Source organism: Burkholderia sp. MS455 (assembly GCF_016899445.1).
Taxonomy (GTDB): domain Bacteria; phylum Pseudomonadota; class Gammaproteobacteria; order Burkholderiales; family Burkholderiaceae; genus Burkholderia; species Burkholderia pyrrocinia_C.
In genome coordinates this window covers 2,173,733-2,194,148 of the sequence record NZ_CP041778.1, presented here as the reverse complement: position 1 = coordinate 2,194,148, position 20,416 = coordinate 2,173,733, and the positions used below count along the sequence as shown (strand labels likewise).

The 20,416-nt window shown below is 57.8% G+C and carries 16 protein-coding genes and 9 pseudogenes; 16 read left to right on the top strand and 9 right to left on the bottom strand.

Annotated features, from left to right (window positions below):
* The first annotated feature begins 66 nt into the window (after positions 1 to 66).
* From FPJ27_RS14590 to FPJ27_RS14570, 5 genes are all read left to right on the top strand, one after another.
* A complete protein-coding gene (locus FPJ27_RS14590) occupies positions 67 to 384 on the top strand; it encodes a hypothetical protein (protein ID WP_204421583.1) in 318 nt (105 codons plus the stop codon).
* Between the two features lie 75 nt (positions 385 to 459).
* A complete protein-coding gene (locus FPJ27_RS14585; RefSeq protein ID WP_204421582.1) occupies positions 460 to 879 on the top strand; it encodes a hypothetical protein in 420 nt (139 codons plus the stop codon).
* A gap of 131 nt (positions 880 to 1,010) precedes the next feature.
* Complete coding sequence (locus FPJ27_RS14580) at positions 1,011 to 2,621, top strand: 3-keto-5-aminohexanoate cleavage protein (RefSeq protein WP_204421581.1); 1,611 nt, start codon at positions 1,011 to 1,013, stop codon at positions 2,619 to 2,621.
* Between the two features lie 16 nt (positions 2,622 to 2,637).
* Entirely contained in the window at positions 2,638 to 3,186 is a 549-nt protein-coding gene (locus FPJ27_RS14575) for a gamma carbonic anhydrase family protein (protein WP_204421580.1), read from the top strand.
* Between the two features lie 341 nt (positions 3,187 to 3,527).
* Positions 3,528 to 4,657 (top strand): IS3 family transposase gene (locus FPJ27_RS14570; protein ID WP_204421579.1). Its coding sequence is split into 2 segments (ribosomal slippage): positions 3,528 to 3,777 and positions 3,777 to 4,657, totalling 1,131 coding nucleotides; the frame shifts between segments, so codons are not numbered across the junction.
* A gap of 14 nt (positions 4,658 to 4,671) precedes the next feature.
* Here FPJ27_RS14570 and FPJ27_RS36475 read toward each other — a convergent pair.
* Positions 4,672 to 5,233: pseudogene (locus tag FPJ27_RS36475) on the bottom strand (hypothetical protein); the annotation flags it as partial.
* 193 nt (positions 5,234 to 5,426) lie between these two features.
* Here FPJ27_RS36475 and tnpB (FPJ27_RS14555) point away from each other — a divergent pair.
* The 3 genes from tnpB (FPJ27_RS14555) (at position 5,427) to FPJ27_RS14545 (ending at position 6,926) form a co-directional block, all read left to right on the top strand.
* The gene (gene tnpB, locus FPJ27_RS14555; protein WP_239483196.1) at positions 5,427 to 5,576 is read left to right on the top strand and encodes an IS66 family insertion sequence element accessory protein TnpB; all 150 of its coding nucleotides are present in this window, start codon (positions 5,427 to 5,429) and stop codon (positions 5,574 to 5,576) included.
* Positions 5,577 to 5,851: 275 nt separating this feature from the next.
* Positions 5,852 to 6,562 (top strand): lytic polysaccharide monooxygenase, encoded by a 711-nt coding sequence (locus FPJ27_RS14550; protein WP_204421575.1) that lies wholly within the window; start codon positions 5,852 to 5,854, stop codon positions 6,560 to 6,562.
* A 199-nt stretch (positions 6,563 to 6,761) separates the two neighbouring features.
* Positions 6,762 to 6,926 carry a hypothetical protein gene (locus tag FPJ27_RS14545; protein WP_204421574.1) on the top strand — a complete coding sequence of 55 codons (165 nt, stop codon included), beginning with the start codon at positions 6,762 to 6,764 and terminating at the stop codon, positions 6,924 to 6,926.
* A gap of 227 nt (positions 6,927 to 7,153) precedes the next feature.
* On the opposite strand, the pseudogene FPJ27_RS14540 reads toward FPJ27_RS14545, so the two are convergent.
* The 3 genes and pseudogenes from FPJ27_RS14540 to FPJ27_RS14530 all read right to left on the bottom strand — a co-directional run.
* Positions 7,154 to 7,329, bottom strand: a pseudogene (locus FPJ27_RS14540) (IS3 family transposase); the annotation flags it as partial.
* Positions 7,330 to 7,632, bottom strand: coding sequence for an H-NS histone family protein (locus FPJ27_RS14535; protein WP_204421573.1), 303 nt, complete (start codon positions 7,630 to 7,632; stop codon positions 7,330 to 7,332).
* Between the two features lie 215 nt (positions 7,633 to 7,847).
* Positions 7,848 to 7,979 (bottom strand): annotated as a pseudogene (locus tag FPJ27_RS14530) (transposase); the annotation flags it as partial.
* Between the two features lie 374 nt (positions 7,980 to 8,353).
* Here FPJ27_RS14530 and FPJ27_RS14525 point away from each other — a divergent pair.
* The 3 genes from FPJ27_RS14525 (at position 8,354) to FPJ27_RS14515 (ending at position 11,132) form a co-directional block, all read left to right on the top strand.
* A complete protein-coding gene (locus tag FPJ27_RS14525) occupies positions 8,354 to 9,205 on the top strand; it encodes a CPBP family intramembrane glutamic endopeptidase (RefSeq protein WP_204421572.1) in 852 nt (283 codons plus the stop codon).
* Positions 9,206 to 9,386: 181 nt separating this feature from the next.
* Complete coding sequence (locus FPJ27_RS14520) at positions 9,387 to 10,016, top strand: nucleoside deaminase (RefSeq protein WP_239483195.1); 630 nt, start codon at positions 9,387 to 9,389, stop codon at positions 10,014 to 10,016.
* A gap of 690 nt (positions 10,017 to 10,706) precedes the next feature.
* Positions 10,707 to 11,132: a hypothetical protein gene (locus tag FPJ27_RS14515; RefSeq protein ID WP_204421571.1), complete on the top strand. Its 426-nt coding sequence runs from the start codon at positions 10,707 to 10,709 to the stop codon at positions 11,130 to 11,132.
* 632 nt (positions 11,133 to 11,764) lie between these two features.
* On the opposite strand, the pseudogene FPJ27_RS14510 reads toward FPJ27_RS14515, so the two are convergent.
* The 5 genes and pseudogenes from FPJ27_RS14510 to FPJ27_RS14490 form a co-directional block, all read right to left on the bottom strand.
* A pseudogene (locus FPJ27_RS14510) lies at positions 11,765 to 13,248 on the bottom strand (IS66 family transposase).
* A gap of 132 nt (positions 13,249 to 13,380) precedes the next feature.
* A complete protein-coding gene (tnpB, locus tag FPJ27_RS14505) occupies positions 13,381 to 13,725 on the bottom strand; it encodes an IS66 family insertion sequence element accessory protein TnpB (RefSeq protein ID WP_059788156.1) in 345 nt (114 codons plus the stop codon).
* A gap of 233 nt (positions 13,726 to 13,958) precedes the next feature.
* A pseudogene (locus FPJ27_RS36470) lies at positions 13,959 to 14,078 on the bottom strand (transposase); the annotation flags it as partial.
* A 151-nt stretch (positions 14,079 to 14,229) separates the two neighbouring features.
* Complete coding sequence (locus tag FPJ27_RS14495; RefSeq protein WP_239483157.1) at positions 14,230 to 15,555, bottom strand: IS256 family transposase; 1,326 nt, start codon at positions 15,553 to 15,555, stop codon at positions 14,230 to 14,232.
* Positions 15,556 to 15,961: 406 nt separating this feature from the next.
* On the bottom strand, positions 15,962 to 17,077 hold the full coding sequence (locus tag FPJ27_RS14490; RefSeq protein ID WP_204423210.1) for an IS110 family transposase: 1,116 nt from the start codon (positions 17,075 to 17,077) through the stop codon (positions 15,962 to 15,964).
* A gap of 111 nt (positions 17,078 to 17,188) precedes the next feature.
* Between FPJ27_RS14490 and FPJ27_RS14485 the strand changes: the two are divergent.
* From FPJ27_RS14485 to FPJ27_RS14465, 5 genes and pseudogenes are all read left to right on the top strand, one after another.
* Positions 17,189 to 17,497 (top strand): annotated as a pseudogene (locus FPJ27_RS14485) (transposase); the annotation flags it as partial.
* A gap of 66 nt (positions 17,498 to 17,563) precedes the next feature.
* The gene (locus tag FPJ27_RS14480) at positions 17,564 to 18,889 is read left to right on the top strand and encodes an IS256 family transposase (protein ID WP_239483194.1); all 1,326 of its coding nucleotides are present in this window, start codon (positions 17,564 to 17,566) and stop codon (positions 18,887 to 18,889) included.
* Positions 18,890 to 18,929: 40 nt separating this feature from the next.
* A pseudogene (locus tag FPJ27_RS14475) lies at positions 18,930 to 19,661 on the top strand (IS110 family transposase); the annotation flags it as partial.
* Positions 19,662 to 20,125: 464 nt separating this feature from the next.
* Positions 20,126 to 20,257, top strand: a pseudogene (locus tag FPJ27_RS14470) (transposase); the annotation flags it as partial.
* Positions 20,253 to 20,414 (top strand): annotated as a pseudogene (locus FPJ27_RS14465) (transposase); the annotation flags it as partial. The pseudogenes FPJ27_RS14470 and FPJ27_RS14465, both read left to right, overlap by 5 nt.
* Positions 20,415 to 20,416: the final 2 nt, after the last annotated feature.

Genomic DNA, 20,416 nt, shown 5'->3' with positions numbered 1-20,416 from the left:
GTCCATCCTGATCGTTGGCAGTTCGAGTCGGGATTCGCGTGCGGCCGGTGCCCTCGACGATACAGCGTGGATGCATGGTGGCAGTCCTGGGGTGGTGCGTTCTTACTGTTCGGCCAGCTGCTCGAGCTCGCCGCATTCGCCGAAGAAGTCTTGCTGTCCAGGCGGCAACGCCGGCGGCCGGCGCGCTTCAACGTGCACGCGATCGCCAATTTCTGTGCTGTCGTATCGACGATCGCGCACGGGAACTCGTTCGACGCGACCGTTTTCATGCCTACCTCGACCTCGATGGTTGTCGCCCGCAGCGCCTCGGCGCCGGCTTCGCCCAGTGCCTGCCGAAAGCGCCCCAGATTCGTCGGACCGCACGACAAGCGTGGCTGGAAATAGTCACCGCCGCAGAAATACTGCCAGTAGTTGTTCCCCGTCCACCGCTCGCACACGGCCGTCCGACAGGCCGTACGCGTGCTTCAGGTATCGCATCCCGGCCATCAGTCGGATCGGCAGGCGCGGCTGATCGGTCAAGCTAACGCGGGCGCCGGCAAGCTTGGGCGTCGTCCCGAACAGATCGAATGCTTCCGTAGCCACACTTGCCCGATCGCAATGCGCGAACAGTGGCATCAACGGCAGGGGCATCACGAGTACCGCAATCGGGTGGCGCAGATCGATCATCGTGTCCAGGCGGCTTCGGAAAAAATCGTCGATCGTCGCGGCGTGCTCATACTCCCTGAATCTGATTCAGATCGGCATTATTTCCGGGAGTTCAACGACTCGCTGTCGCTTATAAATTCTCGCCACATCAGGCTCGGCATAGTTTTGCAGGCCCGACCACAGACTCAACTGATCACGAAACCATTTTTAAAAAATCACCAATCATCCAGATAATTTCAATTTATGAACCTATAAATTACCATTCTACACTATTTCATTTTGCTTGCAATTTCCGGTGAATCGGTTAGGATAGCTTTTGCTAATTTTTATTAGGCGTAGTCATTTAATTATTTGAGGTATCAATCATGACATCCATGTATATCACTGCAGCTCCGACCGGTGCCGTTCCAAAATGGCTTGCTCCGCTCGAGCCGACCTTCATTTCCACTGATCTGCTTCATCGGTTGCTTAATAATTCCATGCGAAACCAAATCATTGAGAAATTGCAAGCCAATGGGTGGGAGTCCACATCGTCCGGCGGGTTGTTGGTTCAATTTGGGCACGGCTGTACGGTCTCAGATGATTGGCTTAAGCAATGCCCGGACCCCTCGGCGGCTCGCATGGCCATCGGGGCTGCTGGATGGTTGCAGGAAGGCGCAAGCTGGTATCCGCCTGTGTGCTCCTCGTCCGACATGGGTGTCGTGCCACGAGAGTGGCTTGAAAACATCCCATCAATCGATCTTGTGCGACGAATCGTGCTGCAATTGACCACATACGGCTGGATTGTGACGAAAAGCGGCGACCTGATCTGGACGCATGAAAAGCTCCACACTTTTCTACCATCCAATCTGGTTGACTCGATTCGGAGTGAATGTCCGGCGATGTTGAAGAAAATGAGCGATGCCGGCTGGCATATCTGTGACGCCGGATACTGGCAACCAGGAAAAGCCCGATCGCCTTATTTGCCTATCACGCCCGAAGAAATCGCCGATGAATCACTTCGTTCCCTGAACGAAGGGGCCGCAATTATTCACTTGCATACACGAGAACTTTCAGACCAAACACACGTCAGCATTCCATGGCTTGGCACAATTACCGTTGGCGCTCAGCGTAATCAGATCGTGCTGGACCAGTATGATGCAATTGTGCCAATGATCAGAGAGAATGATGCAACCGCCATTCTGAATCTGTCAACGAGTGTACGAGGCGATCGCCAGGGCGCGCGCAGCGAGTTGAGGCGTTTGCATTTGAAACCGTACTGCGATGGCGCGCCCCCGGAAATGGCCTCGCTCAGCCCTGCCGCGGTGTTGTTCCATACCGGGGGCGGTTATGACAATGCACCAGATTTTCTAGCTGCACAGTTCGAGCATTTTCAGCGCGTTGGCACACGCCCCGAAGTGGAAGTCTTTAATCATACCATCGTCGACAATGCGACAACCTTATACCAGGAGCTGCTTGAGGCGACTGGCTGCCCCGTTCTGTTCATGCTGGTCGCAGGCGTCGATCAGTATCGTCGCGATCCCATCACTGGCGAACTTGAAGACGATTCGCTCATCGCACCTGACATTCGCAAGGAAATCGGCCGGTATCTGGCCGCAGGCGATGCAGGGAGTCAACACCGGGCCGTGGACCTGGCCGCCGCACAACTGGATCCCGTTGTGAATCGGCTCCGCAATTGCTTCTCCTCGTCGAAAATCTCGCTCCTGCTACCCGGTCCGTTGCAGATCATGCTCGCCGATCTTGCATTATGCCTGCGCTTAGATGGTGTGCGGATCGGACTGGAGGATGGGTTGAATGTATTCGACACCTGCGTTCCGGGCGGTGTTCGCAAAGCTCGAGGCACGTGGGAACAGGTGCGCAAACTTCGTCAGGATTTGACTGCCAAGGGCATCGATGTGAAAACTGCAGAGCAGGTGAGAAATATGTTCGAGATGCCGCGTAACCTGTCGGCTTCGCCTAAACGAAAGTATGCCTGACAGCGAGAGAAAAACGATGGCTATCTACAAGCTGGGAGAATTCTCCCCAACAGTACACAAAAGCGTTTTCGTAGCGGACACGGCAGCGGTAATCGGTAACGTTCATTTGGATGAAAATTCGAGCGTGTGGTTTGGTGCAACACTACGCGGCGATACCGAACGAATTATCGTGGGACGAGGCAGCAATATTCAGGACGGCGCCGTACTACACACTGACGTTGGCCGGCCTCTGAAGATTGCTGAGATGGTCACGGTTGGCCATCAAGCCGTGTTGCATGGCTGCACAATTGGCGAAGGTTCGCTGATCGGCATCCAGGCGGTGGTGCTTGATGGCGCCGTGATCGGACGTGAATGCTTGGTTGGGGCCGGTGCCGTCGTGCCGGCCGGCAGGATATTTCCAGAGCGCGCGTTGATTCTCGGCGCGCCAGCCAAAGTCGTGAGGGTACTGTCAGATGATGACTCGGCGAAAATGCGAACGAATATCCGATTCTACTCAACGCATCGGCGGTTGCTATACCGGAGCCAGCTGCAACGGATTGACGTCAACTGCGGTGGACTAGACTAAATCTGACAGTGGTTGAATTTTTGATGTTGCCCCGATTGGCGCGAGGGCATAGTCCGAAGCGCCAATCGGGGCGGCCTTCCGAAAGAAAATGTACGTGACCGTTGATGCTCTATTGGCCGACAGAGGTGGCCTCGCTCGTTTGGACAGTCTTCTGAGATTTTTAAATGGAGCGGCCGAGGCGATAATGCTGTCGATTTAATCGCAGGCAGCGTCGCGAAGTATGCCTCATCCGGTGTCTGATCCGCCAGGCTCGAATGATGCCGTTTCCGGTTGTATTGACCTTTCCCCTCTGAAGTATCCCACTGTAAAGTTAGTGGCAAGGCCGCAGGAGAAACCTTGTCATGAAGAAATCGCGGTTCAGTGAAGAGCAGATTATCGGGGTGCTGAAGGAAGCCGATGCAGGCATGAAGGTCGCAGACCTGTGCCGCAAGCACGGCATATCGGACGCGACGTTCTATAACTGGCGTAGCCGCTACGGCGGCATGGATGTATCGGAAGCACGACGATTGCGGCAACTGGAAGAGGAAAACCAGCGGCTCAAGCGGTTGGTGGCAGACCAGGCGCTGGACATCCAAGTTCTGAAGGACGTTCTCGGAAAAAAGTGAGTTCGCCCGCGCAGCGCCGGGAAGTCGTGCAGCAGGTGATTGAACAGCACGACTATTCGGAGCGCCGGGCGTGCGCGCTGATTGGTCTGAATCGCCGGACGTTCCGGCGGCCGGCCCCACCAGACGCTGACCACGAAGTGCGGCAGCGGCTGCGCGAACTGGCACAGCAGCGGCCACGGTTTGGCTCGCCCCGCCTGCACGTCTTGCTACGCAGAGAAGGCCTGGTCCAGAACCACAAGCGCACTGAGCGACTGTACCGCGCAGAAGGTCTATCGCTTCGCCTGAAACGGCGAAAGAAGCGTCCGAGTCATTTGCGCGTGGTCATGTCGACACCCAATGGCGCCGACGAAAGCTGGTCAATGGACTTTGTTGCGGACGCGCTGGTGCATGGTCGACGCATTCGAATGTTGACCATCATCGATACGTGGAACCGGGAGTGTCCGCACATCGAGGTCGACTTCTCGCTGACGGGTGTTCGCGTGGCGCGTGTGCTCGAGCAGTTGCGGCAACGAGGACGGCGCCCCCATCTGATTCAGGTGGACAATGGCCCGGAGTTCGTCAGCAAGGCGCTCGACGCTTGGGCGCACGAGCACGGCGTAAAACTGCAGTTCATTCGGCCCGGCAAACCGGTGGAGAACGCTCACATCGAGAGTTTCAACGGCCGACTGCGGGAAGAATGTTTGAATCAGCATGCGTTCGTCAGTCTCGACGATGCGCGCGGGCGAATCGAAGCGTGGCGCACCGACTACAACTCGGTGCGTCCGCATAGTGCCCTGGGGCAACTGGCGCCGGACCAATTCCGGCAACTGCATCAACCGAAAACCGGCGAGCCCACTAACTTACGAATGGTGTACTCGGCGGGGTAAGGTCAGCATAGGCTGATGTACTCACCGATGGAGCGCCGGGCGAGCCTGACCGATTCGTACGCTTTCAGATAGACCTCCTCATACTTGATGCTGCCCACACCCGCTCGACGAACACGTTGTCGCGCCGGCTTCCCTTGCCGTCCGTTGACAACCGGATGCCTCGGCCCAGCACGGTCTCGGTGAAGGCGTTCGCCGTGAACTGACTACCTTGATCGGACATTTTGCTGACCGGCCGCGGCCGGTAATACGCGCTCGATCTCGCGATGCCGACCAGTCGGGCTTGCTTCGATACCGACAACGCATGGCTACGGTCAATCATCGCTTTGCGCTCAGCAACCCCGCTTTGGTGAGCGCGCCGCTTAAAAAATCGTTCTCCAGCGTCAACTCGCCGATCTTCGCGTGCAGCGACTTCAGGTCCACCGGCGATTCGTTCGATGGCGCGCCGGCCGCACTGAACACGTCCGCTGCGCGCTCCTGTAACTGCCGTTTCCATTCCGTTATCTGGTTCGGATGTACATCGAACTGCTGCGCCAGTTCGGCCAGCGTCCGGTCGCCTTTGACCGTCGCCAGTGCCACCTCGGCCTAGAATGCTGACGAGTGGGTCCGTTGGGTTCTCTTCGTCATTTCTCACGTTCCTTGACCGGCATTATCGCCGGCTCAGGCCCCGGTCGTTCCACTTATCCAACTGTCCGAATTCGCGCAGCCACCTCTGTTTGGCGCGGTGCGGCCCCACCATGCATACCTGTTTGCCAACCGGCAATCGACGCGGATGAAGGTGCTGGTCTACGACGGCTTGGGTGTGTGGCTTGCCACACGGCGTCTGAACAAGGGGCGATTCGCCTGGGGCAACGATGAGCAAGCGATCGCGCTACCGGGCAACTCAACGCCGCAGCTCAATTTCAAAATTGCCAATTTTTAATATAAATGGCCAATGCTTAAATATTAAAAATTGCATCAAATGATATAATTTCATAAATTATTCCAAGATTAAAGGATTGTATGGAATGAAGATTTATTGATGGATCTTCTTCTTGCTTTGTGGATAAAATAAGATTCCACGAAAGTCGTTTGTGGGGTATGGCGATAATTCATCGGCTTTCGTGGTTTCGCGCGTAGGCGGGAAGTCGCCGTTCAACACTTTGCGGCGGATTTGATGCGCGTATATCCGTTCCGATATCGATGCCATGAGGGCTCATGAACCAGATTTTCCACAGAAACGTTGCTTCCCTGATACTACGTGCGCTGGCCAGCGCAACACTGCTGGCCATGACAGCCAATGCTCATGCGCATGGCCGACTAACTGAACCACCATCGCGCATCGTGCTGTGCACGCAAGGCCAAAACCCGAATTGCCATGTCGATGCATGGCATGCGAACGCAATGGAGAACGGGAAGTTCTTCCCTGCGACACAAGACGCTCTGTCGGATTCATTTGCCCCAGACGATGCCAGGAATGCCGCACCACCGATAGATGGCGAAATCGCCGGCGCCAGCACGAATGGTGCTCTGCCAGTGCTGAATGAGCAGTCGCCGAGCCGCTGGCTGAAAATTCCGCTACGCTCTGGTGCATTGCAAAATTTCAAATGGGAATTCAGCGCTGTCCACAAGACGCGTCGCTGGAACTACTTCATCACGCGCGCCGATTGGAATTCGTCGGAAAAGTTGACTCGTGCTCAGTTCGAACCCAAACCGTTTTGCACGATCCAGAATTCGGGGCGGCCATACTGGGACCCGAACGCGAACCTGGTGCCACTGCAGCCCACTATTCACCAATGCCGGTTGCCGGTGCGCACCGGTTATCACGTGATCCTTGCGGTCTGGGAAGTCGCGGATACGGCGATGGGTTTCTATCAAGTCGTCGACGTGATGTTCACCAACGGCGACACGATGCGCAGCCCGTTCTGACGTCGCTGCCCACAGCGCGCCCGCATAATGCCCGGAGCGCCGCGAGCGCTAGTGTCGAGCGGCGGCAGTGCACGACCTAGTCCACAATACGCCTCAATCAAAGGTAAGCACGAAATTTAGCACGTCTGGATTTGATGGCTCGGTGTGAGCCGAGGATTGTGCCCACGATAATTTTTGTGGGCACGATTCATGGGCAATAGTGACGATCGTGTTTTTGCCGCTGCGAGTAACCAAAGAGGGCGTGGACGGGAAGCGCAGCTACGACAGGGAAGGCAAGGCGGGCGTGAACAAGCACAGCGAGCACGCTTCGGCGCATCGCGCCGGCGCGTTCTACCGAGACCCAGTTGGGGACATCGCCGGTTAATCTTGACCGTCGCGATGCGGCTATGTTCGCTCACCAGTTGCAAATGATTCTTCGTTCGGTGTGCCCAAAATCCGTACATGGACTCCCGTTCCTGAACCTCATCCGAATACTGCGTCCCGGTGGGCTTCCTTCCTTGTTTTCGCTTTCCATAGTTCAAATCTCACGTTACAGCTAAGATCCGAAGTCTCCTACATTCCCGGCGCGGTTCACAACAGGGCCGGGTCCCGGTTCAGACCAAAGATATCTGCGATGTCATGACGTACACCCGCATATTTGTCGGCAGTCTGTGTTCGCGTCCGGTGATAGAAGTAGAAGTACGGGCAAGCCCCAATTCAGCCAAAAGCTCCGGTAGCGTGTAAGTCTGTTTCAGGGCATCAACTAGTGCCGTCTTCTCCCGGTTCGTCTACTCGGTCACGGGAATCAAAAAGCGATCGCGGTTCTTCGCGTTGGCAATCCATTGCGGCGGCTTGCCGCGGCCACTCCAGGTCGCACCCGTTCTCGGATCCTGATACTTGGGTGCAACGGGCGGGCGGGTGCTAGGTGCGGCAGCGCGCCGACGCCCAAACAACTGCTCGGGCGTGATGTCATATTTGGCAATCTGGTCGAGTATCGCTGCGATGATGCTGTCCAGTTCCGCGAGTCGTGCTTTTTCTGCTTGCCGTGCCAACGCATCAGCCTGTGCTTTCAGTTCGAGATAAGTTGCCATAGGGATAAATAAAATATTTTCGGTTGAACAACGAACGACTAGACTAGTCGGCAAAAATCGATGAAGTCAATACAATGCGGACAGAATCACGAATGCAGTCGATTTCCGTGCCTTTGTCCTCAAGATGAGTATGCATCTACCTCGATTTCGCGTACAGCAATTCACAAAATAGTATCGGTAACCGAAATTGTTTCGCGCTGGCATTTTTTCAACCTGAATGGTCGGATGTCTCGATCGAGGACGTTGTCGTCGATGGCAGCGCGATCGTTCATCACGTAACGGCTCAGGTACGGCCATTGGCTTCGGCAGTAGCTGATCGCCTTGCCGAGCGGACTCACGGGCAGCAACGCAAGCGACCGGGACCGGACTCCAAGCCGGAGTAACGTGGTATCCGTTACAGTAGTTAACGATCGTGTAACGCCAAGAACAGCGAAAGGATGGTGATCGGTCAGACCTATAGTGGACGAGCTCGGCTATCGCTCCAGACGGTGAATTTCGATCTCTGCCAGAAAACAAAGCGCTGCAGTGCGCGTTAGTCGGGGCGGCGCACCCAACACTACCAACACGGCCGTTCACCTACCCAGCGCTCACGTTTATTGCACTCAGCTTTGACGTGCCTCTCTTTTAAGGAGGGCACACCTGTAGACACCGCACTTCTTCAGACGCTATGTTTAGATAGTTGCCGCTTGGCTTCCCGAGCGGATCACACCTCGGAGTCAATATGTTTGCGTTACCTTGGGTAGCAATTTTTCTTGCGACGCCAGCGACATGGTTATCTGCTCGCAGGCTCAGCTTGAGCGTGCTCATCTTAGGCTATGGTGCCGCGTTGATGAGCGGGCAGCTTGGGTACCAAGCGGCAATTCCTATCGCGTTGCTTATTATCGCAGCCTATGCCGTCCAACCAAATCGTAAGCCACATGTCCAATACCTTGGACATGCGCTGTTCATTGCGCTCGCCGTTACATTGAGTATGCATTTGCTCCCTGGTTTTCATAATCCGAGAGTAATTGGTCCCGCGCGATTCACACCGGATGCCGTGCCATTCACGATGTATCTCAACCTTGACAAGCCGCTGATTGGCTTCTGGCTGTTGCTGGTTTTACCCTGGATTCGACTTCAGCAAGAGCGGCGAGCTTCGTTGATAGCGGGTATCGGCGGGCTATTGATAACGGCAGTGGCATGTCTGGCTGCTGCCGCATTACTCGGGCTTGTCGTGTGGGCCCCCAAATGGCCAGATGTTAGTTGGCTGTGGTTGCTGAACAATCTGTTGCTTGTCACGTTCACCGAAGAGGCTTTGTTTCGTGGCTATCTACAGGGGGGGCTCAGTTGTTTGCTCAAGCAACGGCCCTTTGGGGACGCGCTTGCGCTTTGTGTGGCGGCGACGTTGTTCGGATTGGCGCACATTGCGGGCGGGTGGCAATGGGTTGTGGTCGGTAGCATCGCTGGAGTTGGATATGGTCTGGCTTACCGCTTTGGCGGACTTCACGCTGCGGTGCTTGCGCATTTTGGTCTGAATGTGTTGCACTTTTTTCTCTTGACCTATCCAATGCTTCAATCTATCGGTCATTCCTGACCCTGTACTTTGCGGTCGGTGTCGTTGCCTAAAATGCTGGTCCGCCGCGAGATTGGCAAGGCGGAATGTGAGGGCAGCGACCACTCGAGTGCGACTGTAGTTGTGACGCGGCCTGAAAGTGGTGTTGGCCCCAATGTAGTCATCTACGACGGCAACGTTTATTGGAAGGGAGGTGCGATCCATGGCCGATTACGGTTCATCAAAGTTATGCATGAATAGAATACGGCGCATATGGCTCAAAAGGATGGGGCTGGTCGGTCTCGGTGAGCTGTTTGTCGGCGGGGGCGAAGACGTGATTTCGCAGCATAGAAAGCCTCAGGACAGTCGCTCGCTGTCGAACGATATGCGAACGTTCCACGAACAATCCATGCATGAAGCAATTAGGCAAGCGCGCCGAAATCTGCTATATCCGTTCGGAACCGTCATCAGCAATTCTACGACGGGAGAGATTCTCGCGCATGGGGTTAATACGTCTTCGAGGCATCCAATGTTTCATGGTGAAGTCGTTGCTATCAACGATTATGTTGCACAATACGGCAATCATGGATGGGCTGACACCACACTCTACACAACCGGGGAACCTTGCCCCATGTGCATGAGTGCGATTGCATGGGCGGGTATCGGCGGAGTCGTATGGGCCAGTTCGATTCATATTATCCGACAGTCCGGTATTCCTCAGATCGATCTAGGGGCTCGAGAGGTGGCAACCCGTGCGACTTCCTTTTATCGGCCCAGCGTCTTTGTGGGTGGTGTGCTGGCAGGGCTGACGGATCAGATGTTTTTGAGTCGCAGGCCAAACAAAACACAGTAGTGCCAGTCGAAAACCAGAAAGCGGTTACTTGAGCACAATAATCCGTCTTTCCATAGATTCCATGGCTCTCAGAATCGCCTTAAGTTCTGTTGCATTTATGCCGTTCCGCGGTGCGATCGATTGAGCCAGACTGCAGTGCTTCGGAGGTGATTGGTTGGACGGCGAGCAGTGATAACGGAGCGACGTGATGCGGACGACCGTCGAGTAGTGCTTGGTGCGGTGCACAATGCGCATCCCGTCAAAGGTATGTTCGACATAGGGAACGCCCAACGTGCGTTGCGCCAGAAGTCATCCGACGGGTGCCGGTGGGGCTTGTTACGTTCGATGGCCGTCCGCTCGCTGGAAAGTCTGTAGTTTAAGTCTTGTCTCCGCCAACCGTAATGGGCGCGACTCGCAAGTCGCATTGCATCGGCAAGCATGTCAGTCGCCGAATTGCGCTCGGCCGTGCCGATTATCTGTGAGCGGGTGTGCCATGTAGCAGCGCGGCGCGCCGGTATGACAACTCTCGAGCGTCGATAATAGTGCGTTCGCTTCGATTGCGGCAAACAGGCATTGCCTTGCTGGGCTCAATTCTATGTAAAAATAACGCGTGTCGCCCGTCTTTTTAGCGGAGCGCTAAAGCGCATCTCGTTGCATTAAAAAGAATGAGCGGTTCTTTATATTCTAAACTTAATGGTCTTGGAGGGTGGTATGCCTCGCAAAAATGAGGTTGCCGTATCGCAAGGAATGGCAAGAAATTCGTCTAGAAAAATCCAGAAATCCGTCTGGGATGAGGATGATCAGAACGTGGGGGCGATGACGGAGGGGGTAAATCCGATGGCGTCTAAGCCTCTTGGTCCGGACAGTTATATCGATTGGTCAAAGGAGGAGCGAATATTGGTTATTCGTGCGCATGGTGCACCAGGAAACATAAATCACATGAAACCGTCTCGCCTTTTTGACGAGGTTATGAGGGGGGGCGTCGGCATGGCGTTGATTTGGATTGTGATCAGATTAAATTTATCGAAATACAATCCTGCTATGGTGCCGCTGGTGGGCTGTTCTCAACTGCGCAGACATTGGCCAATCGCGCAAACATTCCGGTCCGAGCGGTTTGGGGGCGATACTCTGGCTTGACTAAGCGTTATGAAATGAGCACGTTCAACCCATCAACGAACTCCGCCTCTCGTGAAATTGGCCGGATTGGAAATCGCGCGCTATTCGAGATATCGGAGAAGGCCCTTGCGATTCGGCGCTTACTTAACTCGTGCACAGGAAATTAGCTCGCAAACGAAAAGGCGATGAAAGCGAATCAGTCGGCGCTCAGGCACGCTAGTGCAGCGTATGCTGTCTTTTACCGACGCCCCTTGGAGTTTGGGACCGGGCCAGGCATGACGCGCCGACGCGGCGCTCACTGCGTGCGTCACGCGTGCGGAGCAAGGCGAGCATTGTCTGCTGCTTGACCATGAACTCGCGCCCCTCGAGCGGATTCTGGTTGTCCATGATGAGCAGTTGGCCGCCGTCCCGTTGCATCGCTATCTGGACGCTTGGAAACGACTGAAACGCTACATTGTGGTCGGCAAGCACTCGCCGGTTGCGGCCGCATCGTGTGTCTGACGGCAACATATGTCAATTTGTGGATTGCTAACTATATTGTAATGTGTCGGGTTTCGTGATTGCATCGTAACCGACTCAGCTGGGCCAGTCCCCCATTCGCGCGCGCGTGGGGCATGATGGTGATGGCGTGGTGGCGTCCGTGACCTACATGGTTAGGATGTAGGTGGGGTGGTCGGCTTCAGTTTGTGGGCCACGTTCCAGCGGAGCAATTCGTCGATGCGAGTGATCTTGTGATCAGCGATGTGGGTCAGGACGTATTCCAGGTAAGCACGCGGGTTGATCCCGTTGAGCTTGCACGTCCCGATCAAGCTATACATCGCAGCGGCCCGCTCGCCCCCGCTGTCGGAGCCGACGAACAGGTAGTTTTTGCGTTCGAGCGCGACACAGCGCAGGGCATTTTCCGCAAGGACGTTGCTGATCTCGGCACGACCGTCCTCGCAGTAGAACACGAGCGCCGCCCAATGGTTCAGCGAGTAGTTGATCGCTTTGGCGAGCGCGGACTTCGTCGACAGCGTCGCGAGTTTCGCCCTGATCGTCGCTTCGAACTTCGCGAGCAACGGTTTGGTCTTTTCCTGCCTCACGCGCAAACGCTCGTTATGCGCCTTGCCGCGGATGTCGGCTTCGATGCTGTAGAGCTCGCTGATCATCTCGAGCAGTTGCTGGGTATCCGGAGTCGGTGTGCGCACGTGAACATCGTAGATGTACCGTCTCGCGTGATCCCAGCATGCCGCCTCTTGGATCTCGCCGCTCGCGTACAGTTGATCGAACCCGGCGTAAGCATCGGCCTGCAGGATGCCGTGGAATGCGGCGAGCCGGGTTTGAGGGTGGACCCCTTTGCGATCCGAGGAGAAGTCGAACCATACTGCAGCCGGGTCCGTCGAACCCGAGCGGCGACCGTCGCGCACGTAGACCCAGAAACGTCCGGTCACTGTCTTTCCGTTGCCTGGCGCGAGGACAGCGACCGGAGTGTCGTCGACGTGTACCTTTCCGGGGACCAGCGCGTAACCCTGGATCGCTTCAACCAGCGGCCCGCAGAGCTCGGCAATCTGCCCGATCCAGCGACCCATGCTGGCGCGATCCAGCGTCACGCCGTCGCGTGCCGCAATCTCCGATTGGCGGTACAGCGGTTGGTGATCGGCGAACTTCGATACCGCAATATCGGCCAGCAGACTCGGATGCGCGATGCCGTGCTCAATCGGCAGGCTGGGCATCGCGGGCTGTTCGATGTGACCGCAATCAGGACAGCACAGCTTTTGTCGGATCGTTCGGATCACTTTGAACGCGGCCGCCACGCGGGCAAGCTGTTCGGATACATCCTCGCCAAGCCGCTGCATCAGCGTCGCGCACATGGGGCAAGCCGGATCCGGCGTAAGTTCGATTTCGTCGCGCGGCAAGTGCGGTGGCAGTGGCTCGCGCGTGGGCCTTCGCCCGGGTGGTGCCGACGTCTTGTCTCGTTGCCCTCGTGTCTCTGCAGCCCCCTGGCCGGCCGTCAGGTCTTCGAGTTGCGCCTCGAGTTTATCGATCTCTGCCGGGCCAGTTTCTCGGACTTGCTGCCGAAGTACATCCGCCTGAGCTTATCGATTTGCGCCTTCAGACGTTCAATTTCATCGTCGCGGGCGGCGATCTCCCGCACCATGCTTGCGATCGATGCTTGCTGCTCAAGCAACGATGCCTGCTGCGCGAGCACCAGAGCCTGGAGCTCAGCGACGGTAGCGGGAAGCGGCGCATCTTTGGACATGCGTCGCAGTTTACGAGCCTTCGCTGCGGTTTACAACATCGACAGCGCGGCGGTGCGGCGTGGCTGCCGCCAATCGATGCCCTCGAGCAGCATCGACAGTTGAGCGCTCGTCAGATGGATCTTTCCGCCGTCTGCCTGCGGCCAGATAAAACGACCTCGCTCCAATCGTTTCGCGAGCAACCAGAGCCCGTCGTCGGTCGCCCAAAGCAGCTTTACGAGATCGCCGCGGCGACCGCGGAAGATAAAGACATTGCCGCCCAGTGGATTCTCTTCGAGCGCGGTCTGCACTTTCGCGGCCAGCCCTTGGAACCCGCAGCGCATGTCGGTCACGCCCGCTGCAAGCCAGATGCGCGTACCCGCTGGAAAGCCGATCATCGTGATAGCTCGCGAATCAGCAGCTTCAGCATTGCCGGCGATACATCACCGCGCAGACGAATCCGAGCCCGTTCAAATTCGATCTCGCAAACACCTTCCGCCAACGGCACGGTTTCCACGGTCGTCTTCGCAGAGGCCGCGACCAAGGTCTCATCAACAATACTCACCGGCAACAACGTCGGAATACCGTCGGTCGGTTTCTGGACTACATGTTCAGGGCACGGCGGGCCAAAGGCGCCTTCAAGATATTGGCGACGCCATCGGAAGAGCAAGTTGGTGTTGACATCGTTACGCCGGGAAACCAGCGAAACCGACGCGCCTGGCTCGAACGTTTGCTCGACCAGCGCTCGCTTGAACTCGTCCGCGAAGTTCGGCCGTTTGCTCGACTTCACGCGTTTGGCGGCTGGTATCTCGTCCACTTTGGCTCCCACTAAAAAATTTAGTGGGAACTACAATACATTCGAGCAATCGTCAAGACTGGTGTACGCGGGTCGGGCGGCATGATCAGGCGGCTAGCGCTTGAGGAGCCGGTGTGCTTTCCATCACCGGGGTGCCGTCCTTGAAGGGAATGCCCTTCAGAAGCGGTTCGATCCTGTCGACGCCGCGGATCTTCCTCCAGGTCTGCTCGGCCGCTTCGATCAGCTTGAACGCCATCGCGAGGAAGGTCGAGCGCGACAGACAGTTGCGCGTGCGGCTCGTGCGGTGGCGCACCGTCGCGAACGTCGATTCAATCGGATTCGTGGTCCGCACGTGCTGCCAGTGTTCGGCCGGGAAGTCGTAGAACGCGAGCAGTGCGTCGCGGTCTTTCGTGAGCTTCTCGACGGCCTTTGGGTACTTGGCCGCGTACGTGTCGACGAACTGGTTGAACGCGGCGATTGCGTCGGCTCTTGTCGCGGCATTCCAGATCTCGGCGAGCGCAACCTTGGCCTTGCCGTGCTGCGATTTGGGCATGACGTTGAGTATGTTGCCGATCTTGTGAAACCAGCAGCGCTGGTGCCGTGTCTGCGGGAACACCTCTTCAAGCGCCGCCCACAGCCCCATCGCGCCATCGCCGACGGCAAGCAGCGGCGGCGCCTGCAGACCTCGTTTCTTCAGATCGAGCAGCAGCTCTTTCCAGGATTCCTTCGATTCGCGATAGCCGTCGTTGAGCGCCACGCGCTCCTTGCTGCCGTCCGGTTTCACGCCGATGATCACCAGCAGGCACTGCCCGTCCGAATCCTCTGCGCGGGCTTGCGTATGGATGCCGTCGGCCCACCAGTAGACCCAGCGCGAGGTGGACAGGTCGCGCTTGTTCCACTTCTCGTACTCTTCTGACCAGGCGGCCTTCAGGCGGCTCACGACGCTCGCTGACAGCCCTTTAGCCTGTTCGCCGAGCAGCTCGGACAGTGCGTCGCCCATGTCGCCGGTTGAGACTCCTCGCAGGTACAGCCACGGCAGCGACGATGACACGCGCGGCGACTTGCGCACATAGGGCGGCACGATCGTCGAATTGAACTTGATGCCGGAGCCCGAACGATCGCGGACCTTCGGCACCTGAACGGGCACCGGACCGACTGCCGTGACGATCTCGCGCTCTGGCAGGTACCCGTTGCGCACGACAGCGCGCCGGCCATCGATCGTCTTCACATTCGAATACTGTTCGAGCATTGCCGCCAGTTCCGCCTCGATTGCCTGCTGGATGATCCGCCGCGCCCCTTGCTGGATCAGATCGTCCAGGCCGGGCGTACCCTTGATGTCTGCTTCTGTTGTTTGACTGCCGCTCGTATCCTGCGTAAGTTTCGCCATGGTGGTGGAGTTCGATTGAGGAAGTGTTACCGTGAGAAGCAACATTCTCCTTCAATCGCCACCGCCTTCTCCTGCCTCAACCCTACGCCGCATACACCACTTTCAACGATAGCTCAATACATTCGATCAGGCCCCGTGGGCCAACGGCCGCCACGAGCCGCTGATATGACTTTCCGTGTCAAGCGAAGCGATTGGTTTTCCAGTTTTTCCATAGGCATAGGAATTTCCTGAGGGCGACGTAGCAGTAAAGCCGACGGTGAATCACGCTGATATCCGCGGGTTGGGTACCGCATTACAGAGGTCCGTCATCTGAGCCTGCCACCTTCTTACGCCGCGAATCGGCCTGTTGCTGCCGTCGCGAAGCGGCGCCGTGGGTTGCTCTTGTACCGGGCTACGCCGCCTTCAGGAAACTCTCAACAATGTTGTGTCGTAATGTCGTGCCTCTGGCTCACTATGCTGGTTGTGCACCGCGGCGCGGCAATGCCAGCGACATCGCCAATCGGCCGATATCCCAGATAAACCCAGCCAGTTCCCGGGCAACGGCAACCGCCGCAACGTTGACGTTCTTTCCTCTCGCCACCAGCTTGCGATACTTCCGGCATAACCGCACCTGGGCGTCCCACGCCCGATCGATGATGGCCTTCGGCAAACCTTCGTGTCGAAGCTGTATCTGCGGCCCCACCCGCGCCGCATGCCGGTAACTCCAGGCGGCTTCCACCAGCAACTTTCTTGCGTAGTTGTTGCCGGTCTTGGTCACGCCACCCTGGCGTCGCGTCCCTCCGGATGAATGCTCCGAGGGCGTGATGCCAAGCCACGCCATCAGCTGACACGGATGCTCGAAGCGCGACAGATCGCCGAGTTCCGAGATCATCCCCACGGCCGTGATGAACTGGATGCCCCGCATGGCTTGCAACGCAAGAACCGCGGGATAGAAACTCCATTCGGTCACCGCTTCGCGCAGCGCGGCTTCCAGCCGATCACATTGAGCCAGACGATCTTCGATCGTCCGCCGATGCTCTTCAAACGCCAGTTGTCGCCATGCATCCTCGAACGAATACTTGCTCAGCCAGCGCCGGTGTGCCGCTCCCCAGTCTGCTCGCCCAATGTAGTGCACCCCGTGCGAAAGCAGAAAAGATTTCAGTCGCTGCCGCGCATGCCGCAAATCGTCTCGGGCTGAGGCCCAAGCTCGGGCCAGATCTCTGAACGCCTCATCTTCGACGCTCGGTACGTGGACTGCCGACAAGTCTCCAGCGCGCAGCGAACGCACCAGCTTGATCGAGTCGCGCCGATCCGTCTTCACGCGCTCCCCGGGCTTGCGCGGAATCAGTGACGGCGCGCATACCATGCAGTCGAAACCTTGCTTGCTCAGGCGTCGATAGAGGCCGTAGCCACAAGGCCCTGCTTCATAAACGACGCGTACCTGTCGTGCTTTCGACTGCAGCCGTTTGCATAGGCGATCGATGTCCGTCGGCGTCGTTCCAATCTTGCCCATCGATTCGACCTCGCCCCCGTCGATGGCATAGGCGACCGTGATCGATTCCTTGTGCACATCCAACCCGACGTACAGCGAATGAAAGGGACTTCCCCGTCCCGAGGCTGCGGCGGAAGCCGCGAATCGGCATCAACGTGCCATGATGAAGTTCTCGACCTTCATCAACACCAACAGGAGGGGAAGTCCATGCCTATTGTGACCATCGGAATCGACCTTGCCAAGAATGTTTTCGCCGTTCACGGCGTGGACGAGGTTGGCAAGGCGTTGCTGATCAAGCCACGTGTATCGCGCGAACAACTGGTAACCTTGATTGCACAATTGCCGCCGTGCGTCATTGGCATGGAAGCATGCTCCGGCGCGCATTACTGGGCTCGTGTATTCCAACAACACGGCCATACAGCCAAGTTAATGGCGCCCAGGCTCGTGGCGCCTTATCGCATGTCGGGGAAGCGCGGCAAGAACGATGCGGCGGATGCGGCCGCCATTTGCGAGAGCTATCGTTGAAAGTGGTGTATGCGGCGTAGGGTTGAGGCAGGAGAAGGCGGTGGCGATTGAAGGAGAATGTTGCTTCTCACGGTAACACTTCCTCAATCGAACTCCACCACCATGGCGAAACTTACGCAGGATACGAGCGGCAGTCAAACAACAGAAGCAGACATCAAGGGTACGCCCGGCCTGGACGATCTGATCCAGCAAGGGGCGCGGCGGATCATCCAGCAGGCAATCGAGGCGGAACTGGCGGCAATGCTCGAACAGTATTCGAATGTGAAGACGATCGATGGCCGGCGCGCTGTCGTGCGCAACGGGTACCTGCCAGAGCGCGAGATCGTCACGGCAGTCGGTCCGGTGCCCGTTCAGGTGCCGAAGGTCCGCGATCGTTCGGGCTCCGGCATCAAGTTCAATTCGACGATCGTGCCGCCCTATGTGCGCAAGTCGCCGCGCGTGTCATCGTCGCTGCCGTGGCTGTACCTGCGAGGAGTCTCAACCGGCGACATGGGCGACGCACTGTCCGAGCTGCTCGGCGAACAGGCTAAAGGGCTGTCAGCGAGCGTCGTGAGCCGCCTGAAGGCCGCCTGGTCAGAAGAGTACGAGAAGTGGAACAAGCGCGACCTGTCCACCTCGCGCTGGGTCTACTGGTGGGCCGACGGCATCCATACGCAAGCCCGCGCAGAGGATTCGGACGGGCAGTGCCTGCTGGTGATCATCGGCGTGAAACCGGACGGCAGCAAGGAGCGCGTGGCGCTCAACGACGGCTATCGCGAATCGAAGGAATCCTGGAAAGAGCTGCTGCTCGATCTGAAGAAACGAGGTCTGCAGGCGCCGCCGCTGCTTGCCGTCGGCGATGGCGCGATGGGGCTGTGGGCGGCGCTTGAAGAGGTGTTCCCGCAGACACGGCACCAGCGCTGCTGGTTTCACAAGATCGGCAACATACTCAACGTCATGCCCAAATCGCAGCACGGCAAGGCCAAGGTTGCGCTCGCCGAGATCTGGAATGCCGCGACAAGAGCCGGCGCAATCGCCGCGTTCAACCAGTTCGTCGACACGTACGCGGCCAAGTACCCAAAGGCCGTCGAGAAGCTCACGAAAGACCGCGACGCACTGCTCGCGTTCTACGACTTCCCGGCCGAACACTGGCAGCACGTGCGGACCACGAATCCGATTGAATCGACGTTCGCGACGGTGCGCCACCGCACGAGCCGCACGCGCAACTGTCTGTCGCGCTCGACCTTCCTCGCGATGGCGTTCAAGCTGATCGAAGCGGCCGAGCAGACCTGGAGGAAGATCCGCGGCGTCGACAGGATCGAACCGCTTCTGAAGGGCATTCCCTTCAAGGACGGCACCCCGGTGATGGAAAGCACACCGGCTCCTCAAGCGCTAGCCGCCTGATCATGCCGCCCGACCCGCGTACACCAGTCTTGACGATTGCTCCATTTGCGAGGCGGTAACCCGTCCGAGCATGCGTTTCGTACCGCTGAAAGACGAGCATCAGCAGGCGACGCTCTGCCTGCATCGGACCCGGCAGGGATTCGTCGAGGAACGAACCGCTGCCTACAACCGGATGCGTGGCTTGCTCGCCGAATTCGGCGTCGTGCTACCTCGGAGCCCGGAGCGACTGCGAAGAGAGATCACGCCACATCTGGACAACCTGCCGGGTTGGGCCCGGCGCTGCATCAGCGATTTGCTTGAGCATGCCGGCAACATTGAGGATCGGCTTGAAGAATACGATCGAGCAATCAGCGGAATCGCCCGTGACGACGAGCGCAGCAAGCGACTCATGAGACTGCGAGGCATCGGTCCGACCACAGCGAGCGCGCTGCTCGCGAGCCTCGGTGGAGGACATGATTTCAGGAACGGTCGCCAGGTAGCGGCTTGGCTCGGGCTCACGCCCGGCCAACACAGCAGCGGAGGCAAGGCCCGGCTGGGCAGCATCACGAAAGCGGGCGATGCCTATCTGCGCAGCCTGCTGGTCCTCGGAGCTCGCGCCGTCATCGCCAATCTCGGCGAGAAGCAGGACCGCTTGAGCCGCTGGGTCCGAGGCCTAGTCGAACGCCGCGGATATTGGCGTGCGGCCGTCGCGATTGCGGCCAAGAATGCAAGGATGGCCTGGGCGGTCCTGAAATACGGAGAGGACTTCAAGCCCGATCCGGTTGCTGCATAAAGCCTGCAGTGCACCAACCGATTGCCACTTCGAAAATGACACAGCCATGACCAGATAGAAGATCACTTTGCACTGCCAGCGGTGATGTGAAGCGGGTTGGACCCGCGTGGGGCGTACCTGGGATAGCACGGGGGATTTAACTCCCGAACAGCGAACGAGGTCCTCGCGCGCGTCTTTCATCAGGGTCCGGACCATTGGTCCAATATGACCGGTTGTAGTACAGCAGTCCTTCACCTTCTCACACGCACCAGTACGGCATTGCATCAATGCATCAACCGAAAACCACGCTCGAGCTTGCGCTCAACGGGGAAGCCCTTGTAGTGCTATCGTTGTTCATGCTGGCCTCCGTGGGGAATGCCGGGGTGCGGCCTGCCCACCCATGCGGCTCTGGCAGCGATGCTAACCCGCGTTGAATGCCCCGCGCTAGGCCAGCCCTGCCTCACGGAAAGTCATACTGACTTACCACGGAAGAGGCATTGCGTCGGATCGGCGTGCTATACGAACTCGAAGAGCAGATCCGCGGCAAGCCACCCGACGAACGACGCAGTCCGCGCCAGGAGCGAGCGGTGCCGATGCTCGACGCCATAAAGTGCTGGACGAGAATTCGCAGCGCATCTGGGTTTGGTTCCGCGGCAATCCGGCTCCTGAGGCAAGGTGCTTCTCCGTGGCATTAGCAAACGTGGAGATTCTTATCTCAGGACCCTGCTGATCCACTGCGCGCGAAGCGTGCTCGTGCCCGCCAAGGATCCTGGGAA

What these genes read in the sequence shown, in the direction of transcription:
- FPJ27_RS14580 (WP_204421581.1), top strand. Translation starts at nt 1,011, where the DNA reads ATGACATCCATGTATATCACTGCAGCTCCGACCGGTGCCGTTCCAAAA.
- FPJ27_RS14575 (WP_204421580.1), top strand. Translation starts at nt 2,638, where the DNA reads ATGGCTATCTACAAGCTGGGAGAATTCTCCCCAACAGTACACAAAAGC.
- tnpB (WP_239483196.1), top strand. Translation starts at nt 5,427, where the DNA reads ATGAAGGTGCTGGTCTACGACGGCTTGGGTGTGTGGCTTGCCACACGG.
- FPJ27_RS14550 (WP_204421575.1), top strand. Translation starts at nt 5,852, where the DNA reads ATGAACCAGATTTTCCACAGAAACGTTGCTTCCCTGATACTACGTGCG.
- FPJ27_RS14535 (WP_204421573.1), bottom strand. Translation starts at nt 7,632, where the DNA reads ATGGCAACTTATCTCGAACTGAAAGCACAGGCTGATGCGTTGGCACGG.
- FPJ27_RS14525 (WP_204421572.1), top strand. Translation starts at nt 8,354, where the DNA reads ATGTTTGCGTTACCTTGGGTAGCAATTTTTCTTGCGACGCCAGCGACA.
- FPJ27_RS14520 (WP_239483195.1), top strand. Translation starts at nt 9,387, where the DNA reads ATGGCCGATTACGGTTCATCAAAGTTATGCATGAATAGAATACGGCGC.
- FPJ27_RS14515 (WP_204421571.1), top strand. Translation starts at nt 10,707, where the DNA reads ATGCCTCGCAAAAATGAGGTTGCCGTATCGCAAGGAATGGCAAGAAAT.
- tnpB (WP_059788156.1), bottom strand. Translation starts at nt 13,725, where the DNA reads ATGATCGGCTTTCCAGCGGGTACGCGCATCTGGCTTGCAGCGGGCGTG.
- FPJ27_RS14495 (WP_239483157.1), bottom strand. Translation starts at nt 15,555, where the DNA reads ATGTTGCTTCTCACGGTAACACTTCCTCAATCGAACTCCACCACCATG.
- FPJ27_RS14480 (WP_239483194.1), top strand. Translation starts at nt 17,564, where the DNA reads ATGTTGCTTCTCACGGTAACACTTCCTCAATCGAACTCCACCACCATG.